This window comes from Oceanobacillus kapialis, from assembly GCF_044790185.1.
GTDB lineage: Bacteria > Bacillota > Bacilli > Bacillales > Amphibacillaceae > Oceanobacillus_B > Oceanobacillus_B kapialis.
The window spans coordinates 1,308,135-1,328,434 of the sequence record NZ_CP085256.1 but is presented as its reverse complement, the minus strand read 5'-3'; the positions used below and the strand labels follow the sequence as shown (position 1 = coordinate 1,328,434).

The window sequence follows — 20,300 nt, the reverse complement described above, 5'->3', positions numbered from 1 at the left end:
TGCGCCTCTCACAGATCCGTACGTGCGGGTCATCGCATACGGCTCCTCCATGATTATCCCCGTTGGGGATGATGTTCATAGTAAATATCTACAAGAGAAACTAGACCTATCTCTCCAAACCTCTCATTAGGAATCGCTACATGAACTGGTGTGGATAAAGAACTTCTCCAGGCATACATTCGAAGTTGTGGAAGTTCTCCCTTCCATTTCCTTCTTCGCAATTCCCTATGGAGCTTTCTTATTTTCCTCCAGCTTCTTAGCTGAACCATTCTTAGCCTTCTGCGTATCCATGCATCTAATTTCTGAAACAAGGACTTTACATGCCAGTGACCAAAGTAGTTAGCCCACCCTCGAAGATAGGAATTTAATTTATCTTTAATCAGCTGTTCTATATTAACTGTTTGGTTCTTCTTAGTTATTTCCTTCACTTTATTCTTGAACTTCTTTAATGCCTTAGGAGATGGTTTTACCCAATATCCTCGCTTAAATTTATGCCCGAGAAAAAGAAATGTCTCTTCGAGATTGTTCACTACCCTTGTCTTTTCGGGATGTACAGTTAATCCCATTTCCTGTTCCAAGAAGCGAGTAACGGATTTAAGTACACGCTCTGCTCCCTTTTGGGACTTACAACAGATGACGAAGTCGTCTGCGTACCTAGTGATTCGATGCCCACGTTCTGTCATGACTTTGTCTAATGGATGTAGGTAAATGTTTGCAAGTAACGGACTGATGACGCCTCCTTGTGGAGTGCCTTTATCATTCAAATAAAAGCCACCATCCTCCATTACACCAGCCTCAAGGAAACTTTTAATGAGGCGCAGTACACTGCCGTCCACCACTTCCTCTCTAACAGCCTCTAATAACCTATCATGCGGAATTGTGTCAAAGTATGATTTTAAATCTGCATCTATCACATATACATATCCATCCATAAGATCTTTACGGATTTTCTCCAGCGCCATATGAGCACTACGATTCGGTCTAAATCCAAAGCTACAGTTTAAAAATTTCGCTTCAAATATCGGTTCTATCACACGTCGTACAGAAGCTTGTACAACACGGTCTCTTACGGTAGGAATTCCCAGAGGTCTTTCAGACCCATCCGTCTTCGGTATATATACACGTTTCACAGGCCTCGGCTTGTAACTCTTTTCTTTTAGCTCTTGATGAAGGATTTGTACATTATCCTCCATCCCATACTCAAAGCTTCTGATTGTTACTCCGTCTACACCCGCAATTCCACGGTTTCGTTTGACCTCTCGAAATGCTTCCTCCATGTTTGGGTAAGACCATATTTTATCCATAAGGCTATACCATTTCATCTCTTGTTGATTATCTACTCCGCCACGAAAACTTTTCGTACTTATTCGTTCTTCCATGATTCATAATCCATCCCTTTGGTATCATCGGATGACTAGCTTTTCTAAGCATTCTCCGAGTCCCATAAGTTATTCCGCCCCAGACGGTCTACCCTTCTGTTCGACCTCAGTTCTACGGCCACCTTGCCTCCCTGACTCCTGTCTGGTTCATGACGACTTCTTAAATCGAATAGCTTTTCTTCCATGGACAGACGGGCTTCACATCAATTCCTTTCCTTTTGGGAAAGAGATTGTCTCCATAACTTCGCATGGAGTCACTCGCCTTTGTGACTTTTCCAGCGAGTTTATTCACTACTATCCCCTGCTCTGACTTCTTACCACTCATAGCCTCGCCTTGTTCATCACGAACTTGTCAAAGGGTTACCACTTCGTGGAAACGGTAAGACCTCCCTGGGTCACGTCACCGAACTTTCGCCCGAATCCAGCCCTCCTAACTAGCAGAATCCTATCGTGGTATTGGACACTCCCTTCTTTTGCAGGGTTATCCGATTCTGCCAGCCAACACGGGTTTGGTTGTCACCTGTTCCGGGTTTTGCCTTCAGGCCCTCCGCACAACCCCTCACGAGCGTTGCACTGCCTGTCAGCTATACACTTTCGCCACTTCGACGCGTTAGGGACTTTCACCCATTAGTTCGATGCGCTGCCAGGCGCAAAAAAACAGACCAGAGATTTTAGTCTCTGATCTGTTTTATCCATTATTCTTATTTACTTAATTGATCCACTGCTAGGATGGCATCGGCAACATCTTCTGCTGTAATCTCAGGGGAGAGATTACCCATTGTATCTGCATCACTTGTTGCTGCTTCACCAACTTTAACAAGATCTTCATAAGAAGCATTCTCTAAATGTAAATCTTTTAACGTTGTTGGCAAGCCTAGAGATTGATAAAAATCAATATACTTTCTAATTTCCTTTTCAGGATGTAATTCCAACACAAGGTGTGTAAGTGTACCATATGCTACTTTTTCTCCATGTGTAAGATGGTGGATATCTCCATCTAATACTGTGAAGCCATTATGGATAGCATGTGCACCTGCAAGTCCTCCACTTTCAAACCCAAGACCTGATAGCAAGGTATTTGCTTCCACGACAGCTTCAACTTGCTTCGTTACAAGACCTTCTTTCACTGCTTTATAAGCTGCTTGTCCATAGTCAAAAAGCGTTTTTTCGCACGTTTCGGCAATTGCTTTTGCAGCGATACTCGTTTTCCCACCAGCCATGGTGTCACTATTACTTTTAATCGCAGCTCTTGCTTCTACCCATGTCGCCATTGCATCGGCAATACCAGAGGCAAACAATCTTGGGGGTGCGCCTGCTACGACCTTTGTATCTACAAGCACAAGGTCTGGATTCTTTTTATAAAAGTTATAAGACTCAAATACACCTTTGTCAGAATAAATTACGGATAATGCACTTGTTGGTGCATCTGTTGAAGCAGTTGTAGGAACAATAATTACACCTGTTTCCAACTGATCAGCAATTGCTTTTGCTGTATCTAACGTTTTACCGCCGCCAACACCAATTACAGCATCAACAGATTCTGACTTTCCTTCATCCGTAATTCTGTTAATTTCATTCCAAGATGCTTCTCCATTAAATTCAACATAATGATAAGCTAAATCTTCTTCTTTAAAGCTTTTCTCGATAGCCTCTCCTGTAATTCCCCATACAGTTTCGTCTGAGAGAATTAAAGGCTTCTTACTTGCTGTTTCCTTTACATGCTTTCCAATTTTCTCTAATGCATTTTTTCCTTGAATGTACTTACTTGGTGAAACAAACACAATCTCTGACATGTGATCACTCCTTTTATAATGTACGCTTTTAGTATACCATAATTTACAAAAATATGCTCATAATTTCACAAACTCTTCATATTATGAAAGGTATACCATCCGCATCATTACTGTACCCTAGGGCAAGCTTTCGCAAACTACTCCATCTCGATCATTTCCATCTAAACGGTGTGGGTCACTGTCAGGTCCACCAGCTGCTTCATAAAAGGTTTGTGCTTGCTGTTGGCTGTCGAAATCGCCACAATCTCTATCAGGACCTTCTGGATCGTAGGATAAATCATTTGAAGCTTCCTCGGCTTTTGGTTCTGCTTTATGAACTGCCTTTTCTTCATCATCTTGATAATAAAAGCCTTCGTCTGTTACATACCCTTCTTTACTCCATATCCCAGTTTCCGAATTCTTCGCCCTGTTCTGAGCTTTCATATAAGCCTCAAAATGTGTATAAGGTGGATCGTATACATAAGCAAGTCTTGCAAGTCCTTGTTCTAACAGCATCTGATTAAACGTCACCCCATCAATCCATAGGTATGCAAGGAGTCGATCGTATTTATCTCTTTTTGGTCCATCGAATTCAAGCTGTACCTGGTTCCCCGCAAGTATCTCCTTTGCAAAACTGCTCGCATCTGGCCCGAATGGCTGAACAGGCTTTGATGGATGCTTTGTTTCTGGTGTGTCTACTAGGAGTAAACGAACCGTCTCTTCCTTTCCATTATAGAGAACATTAACTGTGTCTCCATCCACTACACGTGTAACCTCTACCATATCTCCAAGTTTTTTACTTTCGTTTTGTGGATCGGATTCTGATTTTTCATCTTTCTCTACTTTCACTTGATCATGCTGTGAAGTGTTTCTCTCTTCTTTTATAGCCGTTTTAGTTTCAGTAGGTGTGGTAGCATTCGTTCCTGTATCTTCCATAGTCCCACACCCAACAATTAAAGTAGTGATAAGGATTGCGATAATAGTCCTTTTTATAAACCGATATTTTTTCATGCTGTCCCTCCTTGTTGTTGTGCAACCTTTACGTGACTCCAAAGAAAAACTCGCTTAAGGCTTGTTGAAAGTTTTCCTGATCTTCGACATATGGATGATGTGCACTTCTTAAAACCTTCACTTTTTGATCGTGAAAGTTGAATGATGTGTGATGTTTCGGTCCCACTGCATAATCCTGTTCACCGGCTATCACAAGTACTGGCTTGGATATTTCTTTTGTTAATAAAGTAAAATCTTGAAAATACTCTTGGGAAGAAAATATAAACTGCTGGAAATTGGGATCACTTTGTAGCCCCTCCCTATCCACTAAATCGACAGCTTTTTTATTTTCCACATCAACAAACTGTAATGTATCATAAAGCCCTTTTTCCATTAATGAAATAAGGACCTCATAATAACTTTCCATAAAAAGTTCCAATTTCTCCGTATCTGCCTTCTTAGGAGGTTTATGTAATATAGTAGTTCCTTTTGAAATCTGTTGTTGAAACGAATCAAACATGTTTAGCGTAACATTAGATAATATAAGCCCTTTTACATGCGTAGCAAACTGATGAGCATAGTTTACCGCCAGGATTCCACCAAAAGAGTGACCCATTATGAGCCACTCTGTAATCCCTAATTGTGTGCGTAGCTCTTCTATATCCTGCATGATTCTATGAGAGAATAATCTTGTTCTGGACTGTGCTCAGATCTTCCACAGCCACGTTGGTCTAAATAGATCATTTGGACATTTTTATTTAATAGATTATCCGCAAAGTGTTGAAAAGACTTACTCCAGTAGCCAGGTCCACCGTGCAAAAATAGACAAGGCAAACCTTTTCCGCTTACTTCTACGTATAAGTTTAAACCATCACTTGTTTTATACCTCATTTTATCCCCCTATTGGTAATTTAAAAAGTAAACAATCTAGGCATTTCCTAATACACTTCACCTACTTTACATGAAAGGATGGAATTAATTAGATACTATTAACCATAACTAAATACTACCATAATTTACTAATACTAGCGTTAGCACAAAAAAGTATAGCGGTCCTTTTTAGATGAAGTAAACCACAAAAAAAGCAGGGAGGTTATCTCCCTGCCGTATCATTATTGATCCACTTTACTGTATCTATTTTTCTTTTCCTTGGGTTCATCCTTAGGCCGTACATTATGAATAAATGCTTTGTCCTCGTCGATCATTTTCTTCGCTGCATAAATGGTTAGCAACTGCAGGACAATAATCGGTATACCCATAAGCCCAGAAACCACTTCAAGAGGAGGAAGCCCTCCGACTCGCATCAGAACAAGCGCCAGTCCTGTGATGACCGCTGCAACAATGATCCGTAAAGTTCTAGGTGGTTCTGACTTACTCATATTCTGTGTCCCTGCATAAGAAGCGATCGTATACGTTGTTGAATCTAAGGTGGTTGTAAGGAATATCGTTGCGATCACAATGAATAGCACCAATGCTATACTTTCAAATGGCAATGAAGTCAAAATAGCTGGTATAGCAGCCATCTCACCTTGGTTATTCACAACATCTAGAACGTCAACATCACCTGTTAGGAAGCGCTGAATTCCCAATCCACCTAAAATACCTGTAGCCACCCAAGAAATTAGCGTTGGTGCCAGCAAATAGGTTAGTATCATTTCTCTAATCGTACGACCCCTTGAAATTTTCGCAGCAAATACACTGTGAAGCATCGCCCATGTAAGGTTATACGCAAACCAGAAAACAGTGTTACTCTCCACACGTGTTGTCCCTTGCATATCCAATGTGTTTGTGTGGAAAGATAAATCAATATAACTAGACAGCAGTGATCCGACTGTCTCTGTAAAGAAATTTAAAATAAATATCCCGGGTCCTAATATCATGACAAATAAAGCAAATACACCAGCCAGATACATGTTAAAAGTACTTAGCCGTTTAATTCCACGTTCTATACCTAAGTATGCACTAAGAGAAAATAGCAATACCCAAATTACGGTAACAATTAAAGTAAGTGTGAATGTAACCTCTATGTTTAGTAATTCCGATAAGTTATTTGTAATAATTGGCGCACCAAGTCCTAATGTAACAGCTGCTCCGGCAAGAATACTAATTAAAAAGATAACATCCAGTACTTTACCTCCGAAGCCATCTGTAAATTTGTCCCCAAATAGAACACGGCATGCCTCAGAAATTCTGAAAAGTGGTTTTCTTCTAACGTGCAAGATATAAGCCATTGCGGGAGCTGCCATAACAAAAACAGCAAATGTTTGGAAACTCCAAAGAAACATGGCGTAAGTGTTTCCCCATAGTATTGCTTCTGTGGATGCTGCTTCTACACCAAAAGGTGGGTCTAATGCTACGTTTGCCCATTCTACCATTCCTGTTCGCATAATGGTTGAGCCAAGTCCCATGGCAATTAAAATGGAAGCATATTCAAATAACGTAAAACGTGGTTTTTCCATTGGATCCCCAAGCACTACATTACCGTACTTGGAAAAAGAGAAGTATAATCCGGCGATTACTAAGATAATAGCATACCAGAGATAACCCCAACGAAAGTTGTTTACGATACTATTAAAAATATTATTTAGTACTTCTAGCGACTGTTGCTCATAAATTACTAACGGAATACAAATTAAAATAACGATTAATAATGCCGGGGCAAATATCCGATAGTCTATCAGCCGCCTTTTACCCGTATTTCCAGTATTCTTGTTCATATCTCTGCTACCTCCAATATTTCAGTCACATTACTGCATATTACTTTTTTACCACACAGGTTGCTTGCTTAAACCAACGATTCTTTATTGAATTTATGTTATACTCTCTACCCATTTTGGTTTTAGACCGGTATAATGGGGTGAGGAAATTTAGAAAGAAAAGGTGTAGTTAATTATGAGTTTATTATCAGTAGATAGTTTAAGCCACGGCTTTGGTGACCGTGCTATATTTGATGATGTTTCTTTTCGCTTACTCCAGGGAGAACATATAGGACTGCTTGGTGCCAATGGTGAAGGAAAATCTACCTTTATGAATATTATTACAGGCAAGTTAGAACCTGATGCTGGAAATGTAAGCTGGTCGAAGCATGTTCGTGTTGGGTATTTAGACCAGCATGCGGTGTTAAAAAAAGGAATGACAATCCGAGACGCGCTACGTACAGCTTTTCAATATCTTTATGATATGGAAACAGAAATGAATGAGCTGTATGCAAAAATGGGAGAAGTAGACCCTGAAGAATTGGAAAAAATACTTGAAGAAACTGGTCGAATCCAAGACGCATTAACAAATAATGGTTTTTATATAATTGATGCTAAAGTAGAGGAAGTCGCAAATGGTCTTGGTCTCAATGACTTTGGTCTGGAAAGAGATGTTCATGATCTAAGTGGTGGGCAACGTACAAAAGTCCTTTTAGCTAAGCTACTTTTGGAGAAACCTGATATTCTCCTTTTGGATGAGCCAACAAACTATTTAGACGTCGAGCATATTGTATGGTTGAAAGAATATCTATTGGCATATGAGCATGCTTTTATTCTTGTTTCTCATGATATCCCTTTTTTAAATAGCGTTGTAAACCTCATTTATCATATGGAAAATCAGCAGATCACCCGCTACCCGGGAGATTATGATGAGTTTCTACGTGTTTATGAAATGAAAAAACAACAACAAGTTGCCGCTTATAAGAAGCAGCAAAAAGAGATTGCCAATTTAAAGGATTTTGTAGCACGTAACAAGGCCAATGCAGCAACTAGTAAGATGGCTATGTCTCGTCAGAAAAAACTCGATAAAATGGAAGTTATTGAGTTAGATGCAGAAAAGCCAAAGCCACAATTTGAATTTAAACAGGCACGCACACCAGGTAGGTACCTTTTTGAGACAAACGAGCTTGTAATCGGCTATGAAGAAGCCTTGTCCCGTCCACTTAACTTGACTATGGAACGAGGGCAAAAGCTTGCATTGTCCGGAGCAAATGGAATTGGGAAAACTACTTTATTGCGGAGTATTCTCGGTGAAATCCCTGCTATTTCTGGGAGTGTAGAGCTTGGTGAGCATTTGCACATTGGCTACTTTGAGCAGGAAATAAAAGAGACCAGCAAGAAAACATGTATTGAAGAGATTTGGGATGAATTTCCACATATGAATCAATACGAAGTACGGGCGGCTTTAGCTAGATGTGGACTTACAACAAAGCATATTGAAAGCAAGGTTCAGGTACTTAGTGGCGGAGAGAAAGCAAAAGTCCGCCTCTGCAAGCTGCTTAACCAAGAAACCAATTTACTTGTACTGGATGAGCCGACCAATCATCTTGACAAGGATGCTAAGGCAGAGCTGAAGCGAGCGTTAAAAGCCTATCAAGGGAGCGTATTGCTTATCTCCCACGAGCCGGAATTTTACGAGGATATCGTAACAGAAGTCTGGAATTGTGAGGATTGGACAACAAAAGTTTTTTAGTAAAAAGATAGGGGCAGCTTTATAAGCTCTCCTATCTTTTTTACTGTTGTACTGTAAGGTAAATCATTAACGTTAGAAAAAATAAGAAGGCTTCAATGTTATAAAGGAAAGGATTTGACTTTATTTTTTCTAAGAAATTAATTCTTTTTATCATGCTTAATTGGATTAAATTATTTATGTAATAAATGATCATCAGACTAAACAAACTCATTAATACAGCCATCCATATTTCTCCGTTTAACCAAAAGGCAATAGCTTAGAAATATAGACCAAATACTTTTAAACACACTTGCTAGACCTTCAAAGGAAGTCGTAAAGGTATCAAGCATCCAGGAGGCCCGCTCTCCCCAGATTTCACTCTGCTCCTGTTTTACAACATGTACGATGTGCCCTGTTTGAAACCCCATTGTAATTACGAGCATGAATAAATAGACAAAGCCAAAGATGCTTCCTGTAAATACAAAATCTTGCCCTATTTCACTATACAATGCAAAAGGTAGTGGGAGCCACATCGCATACATAATACCCATTAAAAGGTGTAAAAAGCCATGTTCTTTGTTCTTCATTAACTTCAGGAATGTGAAGAAGACCGTAATAAATATCCCCATCCCTATCCAACCTAAAATAACTGTTGATAAGATCACTTGCATCCCCCTATCCGAAAAAGATTACAAGAATAATAGATAAGACTGCACTGAATGAAAAAGAAGCTAGCCAATGCTTTTTCTCAGTAGTTTTAAACATAATATTTAGGAAAGAACTTATTACCATCATGATTAGAAAGGTGAGAAAGACCATTATTAATACTTCCATATAGCCCCTCCTAGTTACTGGTCTTAAAATCATAGGCGAGAACATTTAGCAGAAAGTTTAAAATGCATCCGTTCGTTCTTTTGTATATCTAGCCAAAAAGAAGACCTCCCAGATGGAAGGTTGTATGAATTAAAACCCTTCTACTGTTTCTCCGCGTACAGGCTCTTCCACATTCAATTTAATTCTTAAGGAAGTAGCTTCTTCCCATTCCGCACTATCTGCGACATGGAAGTGAATATGAGGTTCACTTGAATTTCCAGAATTCCCGGCAAAACCGAGCAATTCTCCTGCTTTTACTTCCTGGCCATTTTCTACTTCGATACTACCTTGTTTAAAATGCCCTAGCACGCTATATTCTCTATTATCATGTTGGATGATGACATGGTTCCCAAGTGGTTGGTCTCTATTTGATTCGACTCTTGGGTCATTGTCTTCTATGCCATTTTCCACTGAAACCACAACACCCTCTAAAGGAGCAACCACATCCTTACCAAATGCAAAATAACTTTCATTTTTCTTAAGGTCACCTTCGAAGGTATCTTCTTTTTTGATCACTAGATCATATGCATAGCGCTGATTCTCATGTATATAATGGTAGTTAACAAGCTGGTTTGTCCCACCCCAATATGTAAGCCACGGTTCATTAATTGGCATATGGTATGTATTCTTTGTATAAATGTCATTCGTTCCCAAATCCGCTTGTATGTTTAATACTTGCAACCCTATTATCCTTTGGTCATCATTAAGATGGGCTCTTATCCCTTTATCTCCCCCTTCACTTAACCATTGATATTCATTAAAATTATTCAAACTTAGTTCAGATATAAAGGTGTAGCTACTAACCCCTTCATTAAATTGCTCTCCAATATCTCTAAACTCTTCGAACGACACGTCTTTTTGAAAAGACTTACTAAATTGATCATAAATAGCTTCATAATTCCCTGACAGAAATTGGTCCGCAAGTTCTAGTCCTATTATCTTTTTTTCCATTGTATCTGTTGCCCCTTCCCCTTCAGATGAACTGCTATCTTCATCACCGCAAGCTGTTATCCCAATAAGCAACAATAGGAGTGCACTTACAGTTACGAAAACTCTCATTTTCATCCTCCTTTATGAAGTAGCTTTTACATTATATACGACTCCAGTTACAAAAGGTTTCACGTATAGACCAAAAATTCAGTCAGTAAAAAAACCACCCGAAGCTTATTAAGCTCAGGATGGTTAACATTTTGTTTTATTTCCAAGACTGCATAAGGTCTTTAAAAAACTCTGTATTAAAGGTCCATTTGAAGTGGTCGAAATAATTAAGCCAATCCATTCCATTTAACCTTCCACTAATAACAAATACAGTTAAAAACAGCGCCATAAAAAGTGTAATGAATAAGAAGCATTCAAGCGACTCTCTCCAATATGCTTTACCATTTTGTTTCATCTTAATTCTCCCTTTCTCTTCTCATGAAATGTTATAGCATAAGAAGAACTAGGAGAGGTAATTAGAGTGATACTTTTTTGTATCTACCTGCCATGCTATCCTCACCGTTTCAGGATAAGACAAAATAGCATTTAAGAACTCTACCTTTGGCATTACTTCATCTATGATTGGTGGCAAAGGAAATGGCTTCTCAAGATGGTCCTGATTTGTAAGTGTAGCAGGTGTGGTAATATGTGCAATCTGTACCTGGTGTACATCTTTTACTGCTAAAACCATATCCGCGGAAGAGGTTTGCTGCAGCTGATGAGCAACTTCAGACGTTTGGTTAATCCCTAACATTAACAGGCAAATACAGATCAGGTAAACAAATTTTTTCACCATCAGCACCTTCCCTCCAAGTTATATCATACCAAGTTTTTTATGGACTGGATAGATACCAATTAAGATTATCTAACAATAAAACAAGGTCATGCTTCATATGAAAAAAGAAAAAATACTAGCAAATGAACTTTACACACCAGAAAACCAAGGGTTATTAGAAGAGAGAACAGCTGCACGAAATATAACAAGGTTGTTTAACGAGACAGATGAAACCGAGATCGAAAAAAGAACTTAGCGTTTAAAAGAGCTCTTTGGATAGACTGGGGAAACATATCATGAAGAGCCACCATTTCGTTGTGACTATGGTTATAATAATGTTGTGATAGCTGGTAATCCAGCAAGAGTAATTAAAAAAATATGGTAATATATTAGGGATTTTGAAAAGTAACTATGAGGCTGGGACAAAACCCGGTAAAATAAAAAAGTGGTACTTCCCCTCTGGGGAGCACCACTTTTTTTGAATTTATGTACGCAAAAAGGATACCTTCTGGTAAAGTTAAAGTACCACACCAAAACAGAACCGGAGGTATCCCTTATGTTTAAACATTATACCATGAATCAAGTCATTTTGCCTTTAGATTTAGAAATGAAACTTCAAGAAAATGATATAGCCTACGCAGTTAATCATGTTGTGGAGAGTATTCCAGAGGATTCATTTGCGGAGTTTTTCCGTGAAACAGGATGCCCTGCATATCATCCAAGGATGATGATGAAGGTTATCTTATGTGCCTATACGCAGTCTGTTTTTTCTGGCAGAAAAATAGAGGGGTTACTCAAAGACAGTGTACGTATGATGTGGTTAGCACAAGGCTATGAACCGAGTTATCGTACCATTAATCGATTTCGTGTGCATCCGGAAGTAAAAGAATTATTACGTCAGTGTTTCGTCCTATTTCGTTGTCAACTTGTGGAAGAGAAGATGATTGAAGAAGAGGCCATTTTTATTGATGGTACGAAGATAGAGGCGAATGCAAATAAGTTCACCTTTGTGTGGAAAAAATCCATTGAAAAATACAGCACCGATTTAATAAAGAAGTCGAATCAACTGTATGAGGAATTACTGGAAAAGGAAATTATCCCTGAAATAGAAAGGGAAAGTTCCGATGAACTTTCAACGGAAGAACTCAGTGAAGTGGTAAAAAAACTAGATGAAGAAGTAAAAAAATATGATGAAGAAATCGAGAAGAGTGAAGAAGCGAAAGAACGCAAACAACTTCGTTCCGAGCGAAAAGAACCCAAGCAATACCGTAAACAATTCCAAGACTTTGAAGCTCGTAAACACAAATATCAAAAAGATATGGAAATCTTTGGCGATCGCAATAGTTATTCAAAGACGGATCATGATGCCACTTTTATGCGAATGAAAGATGACTATATGAAAAATGGCCAACTTAAAGCAGGTTATAATGTACAAATTGCGACCGAAGGTCAATACACATTAGCCTATGATGTATTTCCAAATCCTACGGATACTCGCACATTTATTCCTTTCCTCGATAATATTGAAGATAGGTATTTTAAGTTACCCAAGTATATTGTTGCTGACGCGGGTTACGGTAGTGAACAAAATTACAGTAATGTACTCCATCGAGAAAAGATGCCACTCATTACGTATAATACCTATCGGAAGGAAAAGAAAAAGAAATATAAAACAAATCCTTTTCATGTATCCAACTGGGAGTATGATTCAGACGGAGACTTTTTTACTTGTCCAAACGGAAAGAAGGTAGCTTTTCAATACCTATCAAATCGAAAGGATAAAACCGGGTTCAAACGAACCTTTCGTGTCTATGAATGCGAAGATTGCTCTGGGTGTCCATTACGCGATCAGTGTACCAAAGCAAAAGAGAATCGGAAAATTTACTACAATGCTCATTGGGAACAACAAAAAGAATATATAAGAGAGCAGCTTTCAAAAGAAGAAACGGGAGAAATCTATGGGAAACGTAAAATAGATGTGGAACCTGTCTTCGGATTTCTGAAGGCTAATTTGCGTTTCACTCGAATGTCGGTGAGAGGCAAATCTAAAGTGGAAAATGAATTAGGATTTGCATTTATGGCGGTGAACATAAGAAAGTACACCGCCACCATGCAACATACAAGCCCAAACTCTAACAAAAAAGATTCCAGCTATCATTTTTTGATAACTGGAATCTTTTTTACTTACTTAAGGCTAGTTATGTCCCAGCCTCTTTTAGTTTCGCCCTATAAGGGCACTTTACCAACGAGGCCCCTAAAGGGGCTTCGAAATTGACCGTCAACCGTTTATATTCCTATCTATTTTTTAAATGGATCGACGTATTCACGTTTACTCATGTTGTCTCGTAGTCTATCCTCAGATTCCTGTTCACGAATGTACTTTGCCACCGTTTTTTGATTGAGCCCCACTGTACTGACATAGTAACCTTTTGCCCAAAATGTGCGGTTCCCATGGTTGTACTTTAGGTTTGCATGTCTGTCGTGAATCATTAAAGAGCTTTTACCTTTTAAGTAACCCATAAAGTAAGATACTGACATCTTTGGTGGTATTTTCACCAGCATATGGTTGTGGTCGGGCATGGCATGAGCCTCGATAATTTCTACATCTTTCATCTCACATAAACGCCTTAAGATCACCCCGATGTCTCTTCTTAATTTGCCATAAATTACTTTCCTTCTATACTTGGGTATAAAGACTATGTGATACTTACAATTCCATCGGGTGTGTGATAAACTATTGTCACTCGACATGAGTAGATCTCCTTTCTGTATATAGAGTCGGTTTGACGGCCAACTCTATTATACCGAAAGGAGTTTTTTCTGTTACAACTCTACAAGTTGAATTCTCACACAGGCAGAGCCTGTGGTTTTAAAACCAGTAATGAAAAAACCGTAACCTCTGTAGGTTACGGTTTTTAAGTTTAGTTTGCAGTATAAGCTTCTACTATCTATTTATTCTAATTTAAATACACGTGCCTTTTGCGATAGTAAGATGCTATCCAAATGGAAATACCACTTAATAATATGATAGTTCCTAGTAAGATATAGTGATACATGTTTGTTGCTGTTTCTGGTAAATCAGAACCGTCATTATTTTCTCCATTATTCGTGGTGTTTTCAATGCCAGGTTGATTATCGTTCGTATTTCTATCATTTTCTAGTTGGTTATTTTCATCATTTCCGCTATCTTGATCATTGTCAGCTGAAGGGTCTTGTACGTTAGGCCTTTCCTCGTTCTCAGGATCTTGTGGATCTCCTGGTGTCTCTTCATTTTCTCCGTTATTCCCTTCATTTGGATCCTGTGGCCCCTCAGGCTCTTCAGGAATTTCTGGCTCTACGATCTCCCCATCAACTGTACGGAAATTCCAGATGTCCGAACGTTGCTGTCCACCAAATTCGTCTGTTGCTTCTACAAACCAAAAATATTCACTATTTGGATCTAAGTTACTCCATGTAACAGCAGCTGTTTCCCCACTGGGTACCCCTGTCACTTCTCCAATTAGTTCATCTGTATATACATTAACTTCTATATGATCTGTTGCCACTTTCTTTGTTTGAGCCTCCATATTATAGTCCAATGAAAACTCGTCCTTTTCAGGGTATTCTGTAGGCTCATAGTAATTGTAGTCATCCAGATAAGGAGAATATGTCTCTACGTCAATTTTATTCTCATCCATGTTGAAATTTAATATTCTCAGATAACCTTGACCACCTTCAGGGCCTCCTTGATAGTCGGCAAGCATTTGATATACCGTACGATCTGGAATACCGTCACCATTATCATCAACTTCATCAGTTAAAGTTTGAGCATTATGGTAATGACCGCAAAGTACGGCAATTACATTTTCATTCGGTATTACAACTTCTTCAAACAATAAGTCACCTGTCGGGCTTCTATTCCCGGTAGCAAGCAAGTATTCATGTACGTTCAGAATGGCTTTACGGTTCGGATGAGCTTCTAGCACTTCATTTAACCATTCGATCCCTTCTTCTTCAATTCCCCATCCAAGGTGGACCATAATAAAGTCCATGCCGTTTACGGATATTAAATCATAGTGACCTCTGTTATCCTGGAAGGATTCCCCGTAATAGGATTTACCTTCAAAACGGTCCTCGCCAAAGAATTGGGAGTAATTATCATAGTAGCGTTGTTTGTTATTTACATCATGATTTCCAGCCACTACGCCGTATGGGACACCTGCCTCGTCCAGCACCCTCATGGAACGGTCTGCAACATCCCATTGCTCAAAATCGTCATGGATATTAACAAGGTCGCCTGAATGGAATACATATTCAATATTGTGCTCTTGTTGGTTTTCTGCAATCCAATTTACCTGTTGTTCATAAATGTGTGGGTAGCTCTCAGAGTAATACTGCGTATCAGCCATCCAAACAAAGCTAAAATCTTCCCCTACATCAGCAATCTGATCTTGCACAATGACACTAACCTTATGATCCTGTACGTATTCTGCGCCACTTACAGAACCAACCAATTGAAATGCTTCTTCACCAGCGATTGTAGAGGTTAACGCATCCCAGCTATTTGAAGCATAATTCCATGCATACATGGTAACTTTTCGGCCAGGAAGAGAAGAACCATCCCATACCACTTCAATCTCATCATTTGCATCAACATTTTCATCTACAGTTACATCAAAACGATGATAAGGAAATTGTAAATCCGACTCTGTTGAAAGTTCATTTCCGTCTATTTCTTCTAACGCTTCACGTTGTTCATCCGTTAGACGAGCTTCTCCTTCAGGTAGGTAACCACTTGGTGGTTCTGAATCTACAGCATTCTCGGAAATCACTAGGTTAGGATCCTCTGCTGTATATTGATAGGATTCGTAAAACGCCACATCCATTTTGTCTTCTGTTGGATCATTGACTGTGACTGATAAATTAGCACGCGTACTTTCTGGGTCATTGGAGAGCCAATCAGGGAGAAGTGGATGCTCTTTTACAACCTCAAATTGAATGACCTCTTCTTGCGTATTACCAGCTAAGTCTGTTGCCCGGAAAATAATTTCGTGCTTCCCAGCTTCCAACAACGCAGAAGAAGTTTCGTACGGAAGTGAGATATGGTCGCCGTCTAATTGTGCGGTAACTTCTTCTATACCACTTCCTGGATCGTTCGCTTCGGCATCAATTACAAAGTCTCCTTTATAGGTTTCCCCTTCTTCAACAGTTGGGTTTAATACTGGACTAGTGTTATCTGTCACAACTTTAGCTGAAACTTCTTCATTTTCATGGACAGCCTTAATTGTATGTTCACCGTCTTCTACATTGCTAGTATCAAATAAATAAGCCGTTGAAGTAAATTGTTCTTCCTCCAAAGTAAAATTGAAATTGTAGATAGGATCTTTGCCTGAACTATCTCCAACTGGATAATTTTGTTCAGGGTCTGCAAAATCAGGGTCATAAATAGTGGTGCCATCTGAAAGCACAAGTCGAATATTACGAATCGTAAAATCGTCTCTGTTTTCATGTGATGTTTCATCAAATGGCCCTACCTTGTTACCTGCACGGATAGTAATGGTATTTTCTCCAACTTGCAGTTTATCTGCAGAAACAGGAACGGTTAGCGTTGTGAAATCCGTGTACGTATCATCGAAGATTTCTAAAACCTCATCTCCCATGGTTACGCCGTTTTTGAAATATATATTAGTTTCTGTTACATCGAACGCGAAGTATGCCTCTGTCTCCATTGCTTTAAAAGTATCTGTCACCTGCTGGTCATCCACATAAACTTCTGTGTCTGTGCTATATTCATCCGTTGTAGCTTTTATTGTGCTTTCACCAGCTAATAGGTCTCCGTCCTTTACGTTTAGACGAAGCCCTTCTTCCATAGACGGGTTTTCAATTTGCAAGGTGTTTGGTTCGGTAGTAGTCTTATTTTTTCCGTCACTTGCAACAAAATAGTATTCTAACTCTGATTTACCAATCAATTCTGGCTCATATACTAGATGTGCATAATGATTGTCATCCTGCCTTTCTAGACTTACTTGACGGAAGTCATCATTATCCTGTGTACGATAATAGAGAAAGACAGATTTGGCGCCAATTTGATCCGTTATCATGGCAGATAATGTTACAGAGTCTTCGGAAGTAATTGACCCTGTAGTTGTCGTATCTTCTACTAATGGTGGTTCACTATCATCTGGTAGCTGAACTTTTTCAGCTGGGACTTGTTCGGGCATCACTGACCCAGGAGTTGCGTCCCATTCCGTTGAGCTTATTTTAGTAGAATATAGACCTCCATCAGTTGGGTAACGATAGAAAATCCCTTTATTTTGAACTGTATCATCAATTCCTGCTTCCTCATTGTACATAGCATAGGAAAGCTCTGTACCTGTTTTCGTAGCCATTACTAATGTACGCTCACTACCATTAGCCATGCCATTATTATAGATTTTGAATAAGTTTTCTCCCTCTATCAGATTAGTGTTAAAGTTAGCATTAAAGTCTGCCTGCCCTTTATCAGGGTTTCCTTGGTTGATCACCCAAAACACCACGGATTCACCTGATGGAATCATCACTTGTTGGTCGTCTTGAGGGCCCCATAGCAAGTCACCTGCTGGCCCACTATTTGGATAGCGATAACGAAGTGTATAATCATTGAAATCTATTGTTTCTGTAGTATTGTTATAGACTTCGATAAATTCATAGCCATCTGCTCCATTTTCATTTGAAGTATCAGGTACAACTTCTGTGATTAGCAAGGAAGGGACTTTTTGATAATCAATTGGTTGGCCAGGGATCTCCTTTTCAGCAGGCTCTGTACTTGTTTCACCGACCAGATTTCCTGCTGTAATAAAGTATGTTACTCGATCGCTCCAAATCTCTTCTCGTGGAATCGTGATCGTATAAATGGATGGATCAGAGTTAGATACTTCCATATTCCATGTTTGGAAGGCCACTTCTTCACTTTGTTGCACAGATACGTTTACCCCATGAATCTCTTGCTCTGATGTTATCTTTACATCCACTTTAATACCGTCTTCAGTAATAGAAAATTCAGGACTTCCTATTACAGGCACTTCATCCTCTTCATCAATAACAACAGGCTTCCTTGGAGTTTGTCCTTCAACAATAGATAAAGGGGTTACCGTTTCCCCAATACCTACCTTCTTCATTATTTTCCCTTGTTGAGGGTAAGTGTAAACGATGCCCTGATTAGCTTTGGTATCATCCCCAGCTTCATCATTGTAGGATGCTGCAACGATTTCATTGGAGAATTTATCTGAAACAATAAGAGAACGTTCACTACCGTTCGCCATTCCTGAACTCTGTATCTCCGTAACATGACTTTCTGGCATATCTATCCCATATTGGGTGTTAAAGTCTGCCAGTTCTAATGCTTGGTTTCCATCATTTTTTATCCAAACGATAAAACTCTCCTGCGGCTGAATCACCTTATTGTCCGTTAATTCCCAAATTTGGTCTGCCGTATTTGATGGATAACGGTAAATAACTTGATAATCTTGCATATTTATAGGTTGTGACGAATTGTTATAAATCTCGATAAATTCATAAGCGTCGGCTCCATTTTGATTAGAAGTGTCCGGCGTTATTTCAGTAATAAGAAGTTGTGGGATTTCCTGTGTGTCTGATACTTCTGGTGGAATAACTTTCGCCTCAAAATGCCCTTCTTCCGGTAAGCTAATAGAAGTGCCATCTTCCATTTCAGCAACAATTCTGTAGCCGAAATGAGGTGACCATAATTGTTCCTTGGAAATTGATGCTGTATACACATTTGTACCTTCTTCTTGTGTTAAAGCAAGTTCTTGCCCTACCATTCCTTCACCAGTCTGGTACTGAATTTTCACCTCTGTTGCTCCACCAACAGAAGCTTCAACGGTTAAATCTGTCTGCCCATCTACTTCCGTAATTGGCTGATGTTCAATCACTTGTTCAACTGCTTGTGTTACGGATCGAGATTTAGCCTCCGCTTCCTTCTCTCCTTGTTCTACATTAGAAGGGGATTTTTCCACTGGAGTAGAAGTTGCTTCTTTATTTGAAGAAGGCTCGTCCTTTGACTCATTTGTTTCTGTTCCCTCAGTCGTATCTGATTTGATGGTAAGAGGTTGTTCTGGAACCTGATCTGTTACTAATGATCCAGGGTTAGCTACCTCTGTTTCTCCACCAAACTCTATTTCTCCCTTACTGTAATAATACAACTGACTTGCAGCTTCCGAAGCACTATATATTACGGTACTGATATCCTTTGTTGACTGCTTGTCCACTAGCTTTAATGGAACATCTTTTGCAAAAGTAGTTTCTTCCACAATGAAAAGTTCTTCTTCTTGTAAAGTAGTACTATAATGGTCATTAAACGTGCTCAAAGTTGCATCATTTTCTGTAAACCAAATCACGATGGTTTCCTGTGGGGCTAACTTTCTGTCTTCTGGAAAAGACACTTCCTCTTTTCCTATTAATAGCGAATACTTTTGTAGATTTAAAGCTTGATTTGTATTATTATAGACCTCCACAAAGGTCTCTCCAGTCAAACTGGCTTCTGTGATGAAAAGCTTGGGTGCATTTGTATCCTCTCTGTCTGCTTGCTTGTCTACTTTTACAGTATAGACATTGGATTCGGATTCCTTTTCAGTATTAGTAGAAGTAAACCAATAACTAACCTTCTCTGACCACAATGCATCTTTAGGAATAGTAGCTGTAAAAGTGGCTTTTTCCGATTCATGCATTTCTATACGCTTTGGCATAGAATGTTCTGTTGCTTTGTAATGGAGTTGTGCATTTTCTGCGTTGGGAATGTTCACTGTAATATCATGAGATTTTAAATCTGAAAAACTAGAAGGTTGTTCATGCTGAAATGTTAAGGAGTTTGTCTGTGAAGAAGTATCTTTGGTGTTTTCTTTCTTAGAAGTGGCAGGGGCCTCTGCATCATCTGTACCCTGCTTTTGCTCGATGCTTTTGTCTTTGGGTTGCTGCGCTGCAGCAAAGGCAACAGAGCTTGTTTGCAACAATGTTGAAACAAATAATAATACTGCCGTTATAGCAGCAAAAAAACTATGTACTCTCTTTTTCTTCATTCTCTTCCCTCCATTTTTAGTAGTCCATTTAATTATAAATTTCGAATATTAA

The 20,300-nt window shown here is 39.2% G+C and carries 17 protein-coding genes; 3 read left to right on the top strand and 14 right to left on the bottom strand.

Annotated features, from left to right (window positions below; genetic code table 11):
* Positions 1–53 precede the first annotated feature (53 nt).
* The 7 genes from ltrA to LG273_RS06975 form a co-directional block, all read right to left on the bottom strand.
* Entirely contained in the window at positions 54–1,379 is a 1,326-nt protein-coding gene (ltrA, locus tag LG273_RS07005) for a group II intron reverse transcriptase/maturase (protein WP_404458864.1), read from the bottom strand.
* A 160-nt stretch (positions 1,380–1,539) separates the two neighbouring features.
* Positions 1,540–1,704, bottom strand: a complete 165-nt coding sequence (locus LG273_RS07000) for a hypothetical protein (protein ID WP_404458862.1) — start codon at positions 1,702–1,704, stop codon at positions 1,540–1,542.
* Positions 1,705–2,080: 376 nt separating this feature from the next.
* On the bottom strand, positions 2,081–3,172 hold the full coding sequence (locus tag LG273_RS06995; RefSeq protein ID WP_379561214.1) for a glycerol dehydrogenase: 1,092 nt from the start codon (positions 3,170–3,172) through the stop codon (positions 2,081–2,083).
* A 117-nt stretch (positions 3,173–3,289) separates the two neighbouring features.
* Positions 3,290–4,162 carry a thermonuclease family protein gene (locus tag LG273_RS06990; RefSeq protein WP_379561213.1) on the bottom strand — a complete coding sequence of 291 codons (873 nt, stop codon included), beginning with the start codon at positions 4,160–4,162 and terminating at the stop codon, positions 3,290–3,292.
* A 28-nt stretch (positions 4,163–4,190) separates the two neighbouring features.
* Positions 4,191–4,811 (bottom strand): alpha/beta fold hydrolase, encoded by a 621-nt coding sequence (locus LG273_RS06985; RefSeq protein WP_404458860.1) that lies wholly within the window; start codon positions 4,809–4,811, stop codon positions 4,191–4,193.
* Complete coding sequence (locus LG273_RS06980; RefSeq protein ID WP_404458858.1) at positions 4,799–5,032, bottom strand: alpha/beta fold hydrolase; 234 nt, start codon at positions 5,030–5,032, stop codon at positions 4,799–4,801. The genes LG273_RS06985 and LG273_RS06980 overlap by 13 nt, the downstream gene beginning before the upstream one ends.
* A gap of 221 nt (positions 5,033–5,253) precedes the next feature.
* Positions 5,254–6,858, bottom strand: coding sequence for a BCCT family transporter (locus LG273_RS06975; RefSeq protein ID WP_379561211.1), 1,605 nt, complete (start codon positions 6,856–6,858; stop codon positions 5,254–5,256).
* A gap of 175 nt (positions 6,859–7,033) precedes the next feature.
* Here LG273_RS06975 and LG273_RS06970 point away from each other — a divergent pair, with 175 nt between their 5' ends.
* A complete protein-coding gene (locus LG273_RS06970; RefSeq protein WP_379561210.1) occupies positions 7,034–8,590 on the top strand; it encodes an ABC-F family ATP-binding cassette domain-containing protein in 1,557 nt (518 codons plus the stop codon).
* Positions 8,591–8,787: 197 nt separating this feature from the next.
* Here LG273_RS06970 and LG273_RS06965 read toward each other — a convergent pair whose 3' ends face one another.
* From LG273_RS06965 to LG273_RS06945, 5 genes are all read right to left on the bottom strand, one after another.
* Positions 8,788–9,234 carry a hypothetical protein gene (locus LG273_RS06965; RefSeq protein ID WP_379561209.1) on the bottom strand — a complete coding sequence of 149 codons (447 nt, stop codon included), beginning with the start codon at positions 9,232–9,234 and terminating at the stop codon, positions 8,788–8,790.
* 10 nt (positions 9,235–9,244) lie between these two features.
* A complete protein-coding gene (locus LG273_RS06960; RefSeq protein WP_379561208.1) occupies positions 9,245–9,403 on the bottom strand; it encodes a hypothetical protein in 159 nt (52 codons plus the stop codon).
* A gap of 129 nt (positions 9,404–9,532) precedes the next feature.
* A complete protein-coding gene (locus LG273_RS06955; RefSeq protein ID WP_404458855.1) occupies positions 9,533–10,501 on the bottom strand; it encodes a peptidoglycan DD-metalloendopeptidase family protein in 969 nt (322 codons plus the stop codon).
* 136 nt (positions 10,502–10,637) lie between these two features.
* Positions 10,638–10,835 (bottom strand): hypothetical protein, encoded by a 198-nt coding sequence (locus tag LG273_RS06950; protein WP_379561206.1) that lies wholly within the window; start codon positions 10,833–10,835, stop codon positions 10,638–10,640.
* A gap of 48 nt (positions 10,836–10,883) precedes the next feature.
* Positions 10,884–11,216, bottom strand: coding sequence for a hypothetical protein (locus LG273_RS06945; RefSeq protein ID WP_379561204.1), 333 nt, complete (start codon positions 11,214–11,216; stop codon positions 10,884–10,886).
* A 97-nt stretch (positions 11,217–11,313) separates the two neighbouring features.
* Here LG273_RS06945 and LG273_RS06940 point away from each other — a divergent pair, with 97 nt between their 5' ends.
* Together LG273_RS06940 and LG273_RS06935 are read left to right on the top strand one after the other, a co-directional pair.
* Complete coding sequence (locus tag LG273_RS06940; protein ID WP_379561203.1) at positions 11,314–11,451, top strand: maltose acetyltransferase domain-containing protein; 138 nt, start codon at positions 11,314–11,316, stop codon at positions 11,449–11,451.
* A 300-nt stretch (positions 11,452–11,751) separates the two neighbouring features.
* Entirely contained in the window at positions 11,752–13,470 is a 1,719-nt protein-coding gene (locus LG273_RS06935; protein WP_404458852.1) for an IS1182 family transposase, read from the top strand.
* 23 nt (positions 13,471–13,493) lie between these two features.
* On the opposite strand, the gene tnpA is transcribed toward LG273_RS06935, so the two are convergent.
* Positions 13,494–13,946: an IS200/IS605 family transposase gene (gene tnpA, locus LG273_RS06930; RefSeq protein ID WP_404456851.1), complete on the bottom strand. Its 453-nt coding sequence runs from the start codon at positions 13,944–13,946 to the stop codon at positions 13,494–13,496.
* 206 nt (positions 13,947–14,152) lie between these two features.
* On the bottom strand, positions 14,153–20,248 hold the full coding sequence (locus LG273_RS06925; protein WP_404458850.1) for a lamin tail domain-containing protein: 6,096 nt from the start codon (positions 20,246–20,248) through the stop codon (positions 14,153–14,155).
* Positions 20,249–20,300 lie beyond the last annotated feature (52 nt).

Coding starts and splice junctions, on each gene's coding strand:
- ltrA (WP_404458864.1), bottom strand. CDS start 1,379: ATGGAAGAACGAATAAGTACGAAAAGTTTTCGTGGCGGAGTAGATAAT.
- LG273_RS07000 (WP_404458862.1), bottom strand. CDS start 1,704: ATGAGTGGTAAGAAGTCAGAGCAGGGGATAGTAGTGAATAAACTCGCT.
- LG273_RS06995 (WP_379561214.1), bottom strand. CDS start 3,172: ATGTCAGAGATTGTGTTTGTTTCACCAAGTAAGTACATTCAAGGAAAA.
- LG273_RS06990 (WP_379561213.1), bottom strand. CDS start 4,162: ATGAAAAAATATCGGTTTATAAAAAGGACTATTATCGCAATCCTTATC.
- LG273_RS06985 (WP_404458860.1), bottom strand. CDS start 4,811: ATGCAGGATATAGAAGAGCTACGCACACAATTAGGGATTACAGAGTGG.
- LG273_RS06980 (WP_404458858.1), bottom strand. CDS start 5,032: ATGAGGTATAAAACAAGTGATGGTTTAAACTTATACGTAGAAGTAAGC.
- LG273_RS06975 (WP_379561211.1), bottom strand. CDS start 6,858: ATGAACAAGAATACTGGAAATACGGGTAAAAGGCGGCTGATAGACTAT.
- LG273_RS06970 (WP_379561210.1), top strand. CDS start 7,034: ATGAGTTTATTATCAGTAGATAGTTTAAGCCACGGCTTTGGTGACCGT.
- LG273_RS06960 (WP_379561208.1), bottom strand. CDS start 9,403: ATGGAAGTATTAATAATGGTCTTTCTCACCTTTCTAATCATGATGGTA.
- LG273_RS06955 (WP_404458855.1), bottom strand. CDS start 10,501: ATGAGAGTTTTCGTAACTGTAAGTGCACTCCTATTGTTGCTTATTGGG.
- LG273_RS06950 (WP_379561206.1), bottom strand. CDS start 10,835: ATGAAACAAAATGGTAAAGCATATTGGAGAGAGTCGCTTGAATGCTTC.
- LG273_RS06945 (WP_379561204.1), bottom strand. CDS start 11,216: ATGGTGAAAAAATTTGTTTACCTGATCTGTATTTGCCTGTTAATGTTA.
- LG273_RS06940 (WP_379561203.1), top strand. CDS start 11,314: ATGAAAAAAGAAAAAATACTAGCAAATGAACTTTACACACCAGAAAAC.
- LG273_RS06935 (WP_404458852.1), top strand. CDS start 11,752: ATGTTTAAACATTATACCATGAATCAAGTCATTTTGCCTTTAGATTTA.
- tnpA (WP_404456851.1), bottom strand. CDS start 13,946: ATGTCGAGTGACAATAGTTTATCACACACCCGATGGAATTGTAAGTAT.
- LG273_RS06925 (WP_404458850.1), bottom strand. CDS start 20,248: ATGAAGAAAAAGAGAGTACATAGTTTTTTTGCTGCTATAACGGCAGTA.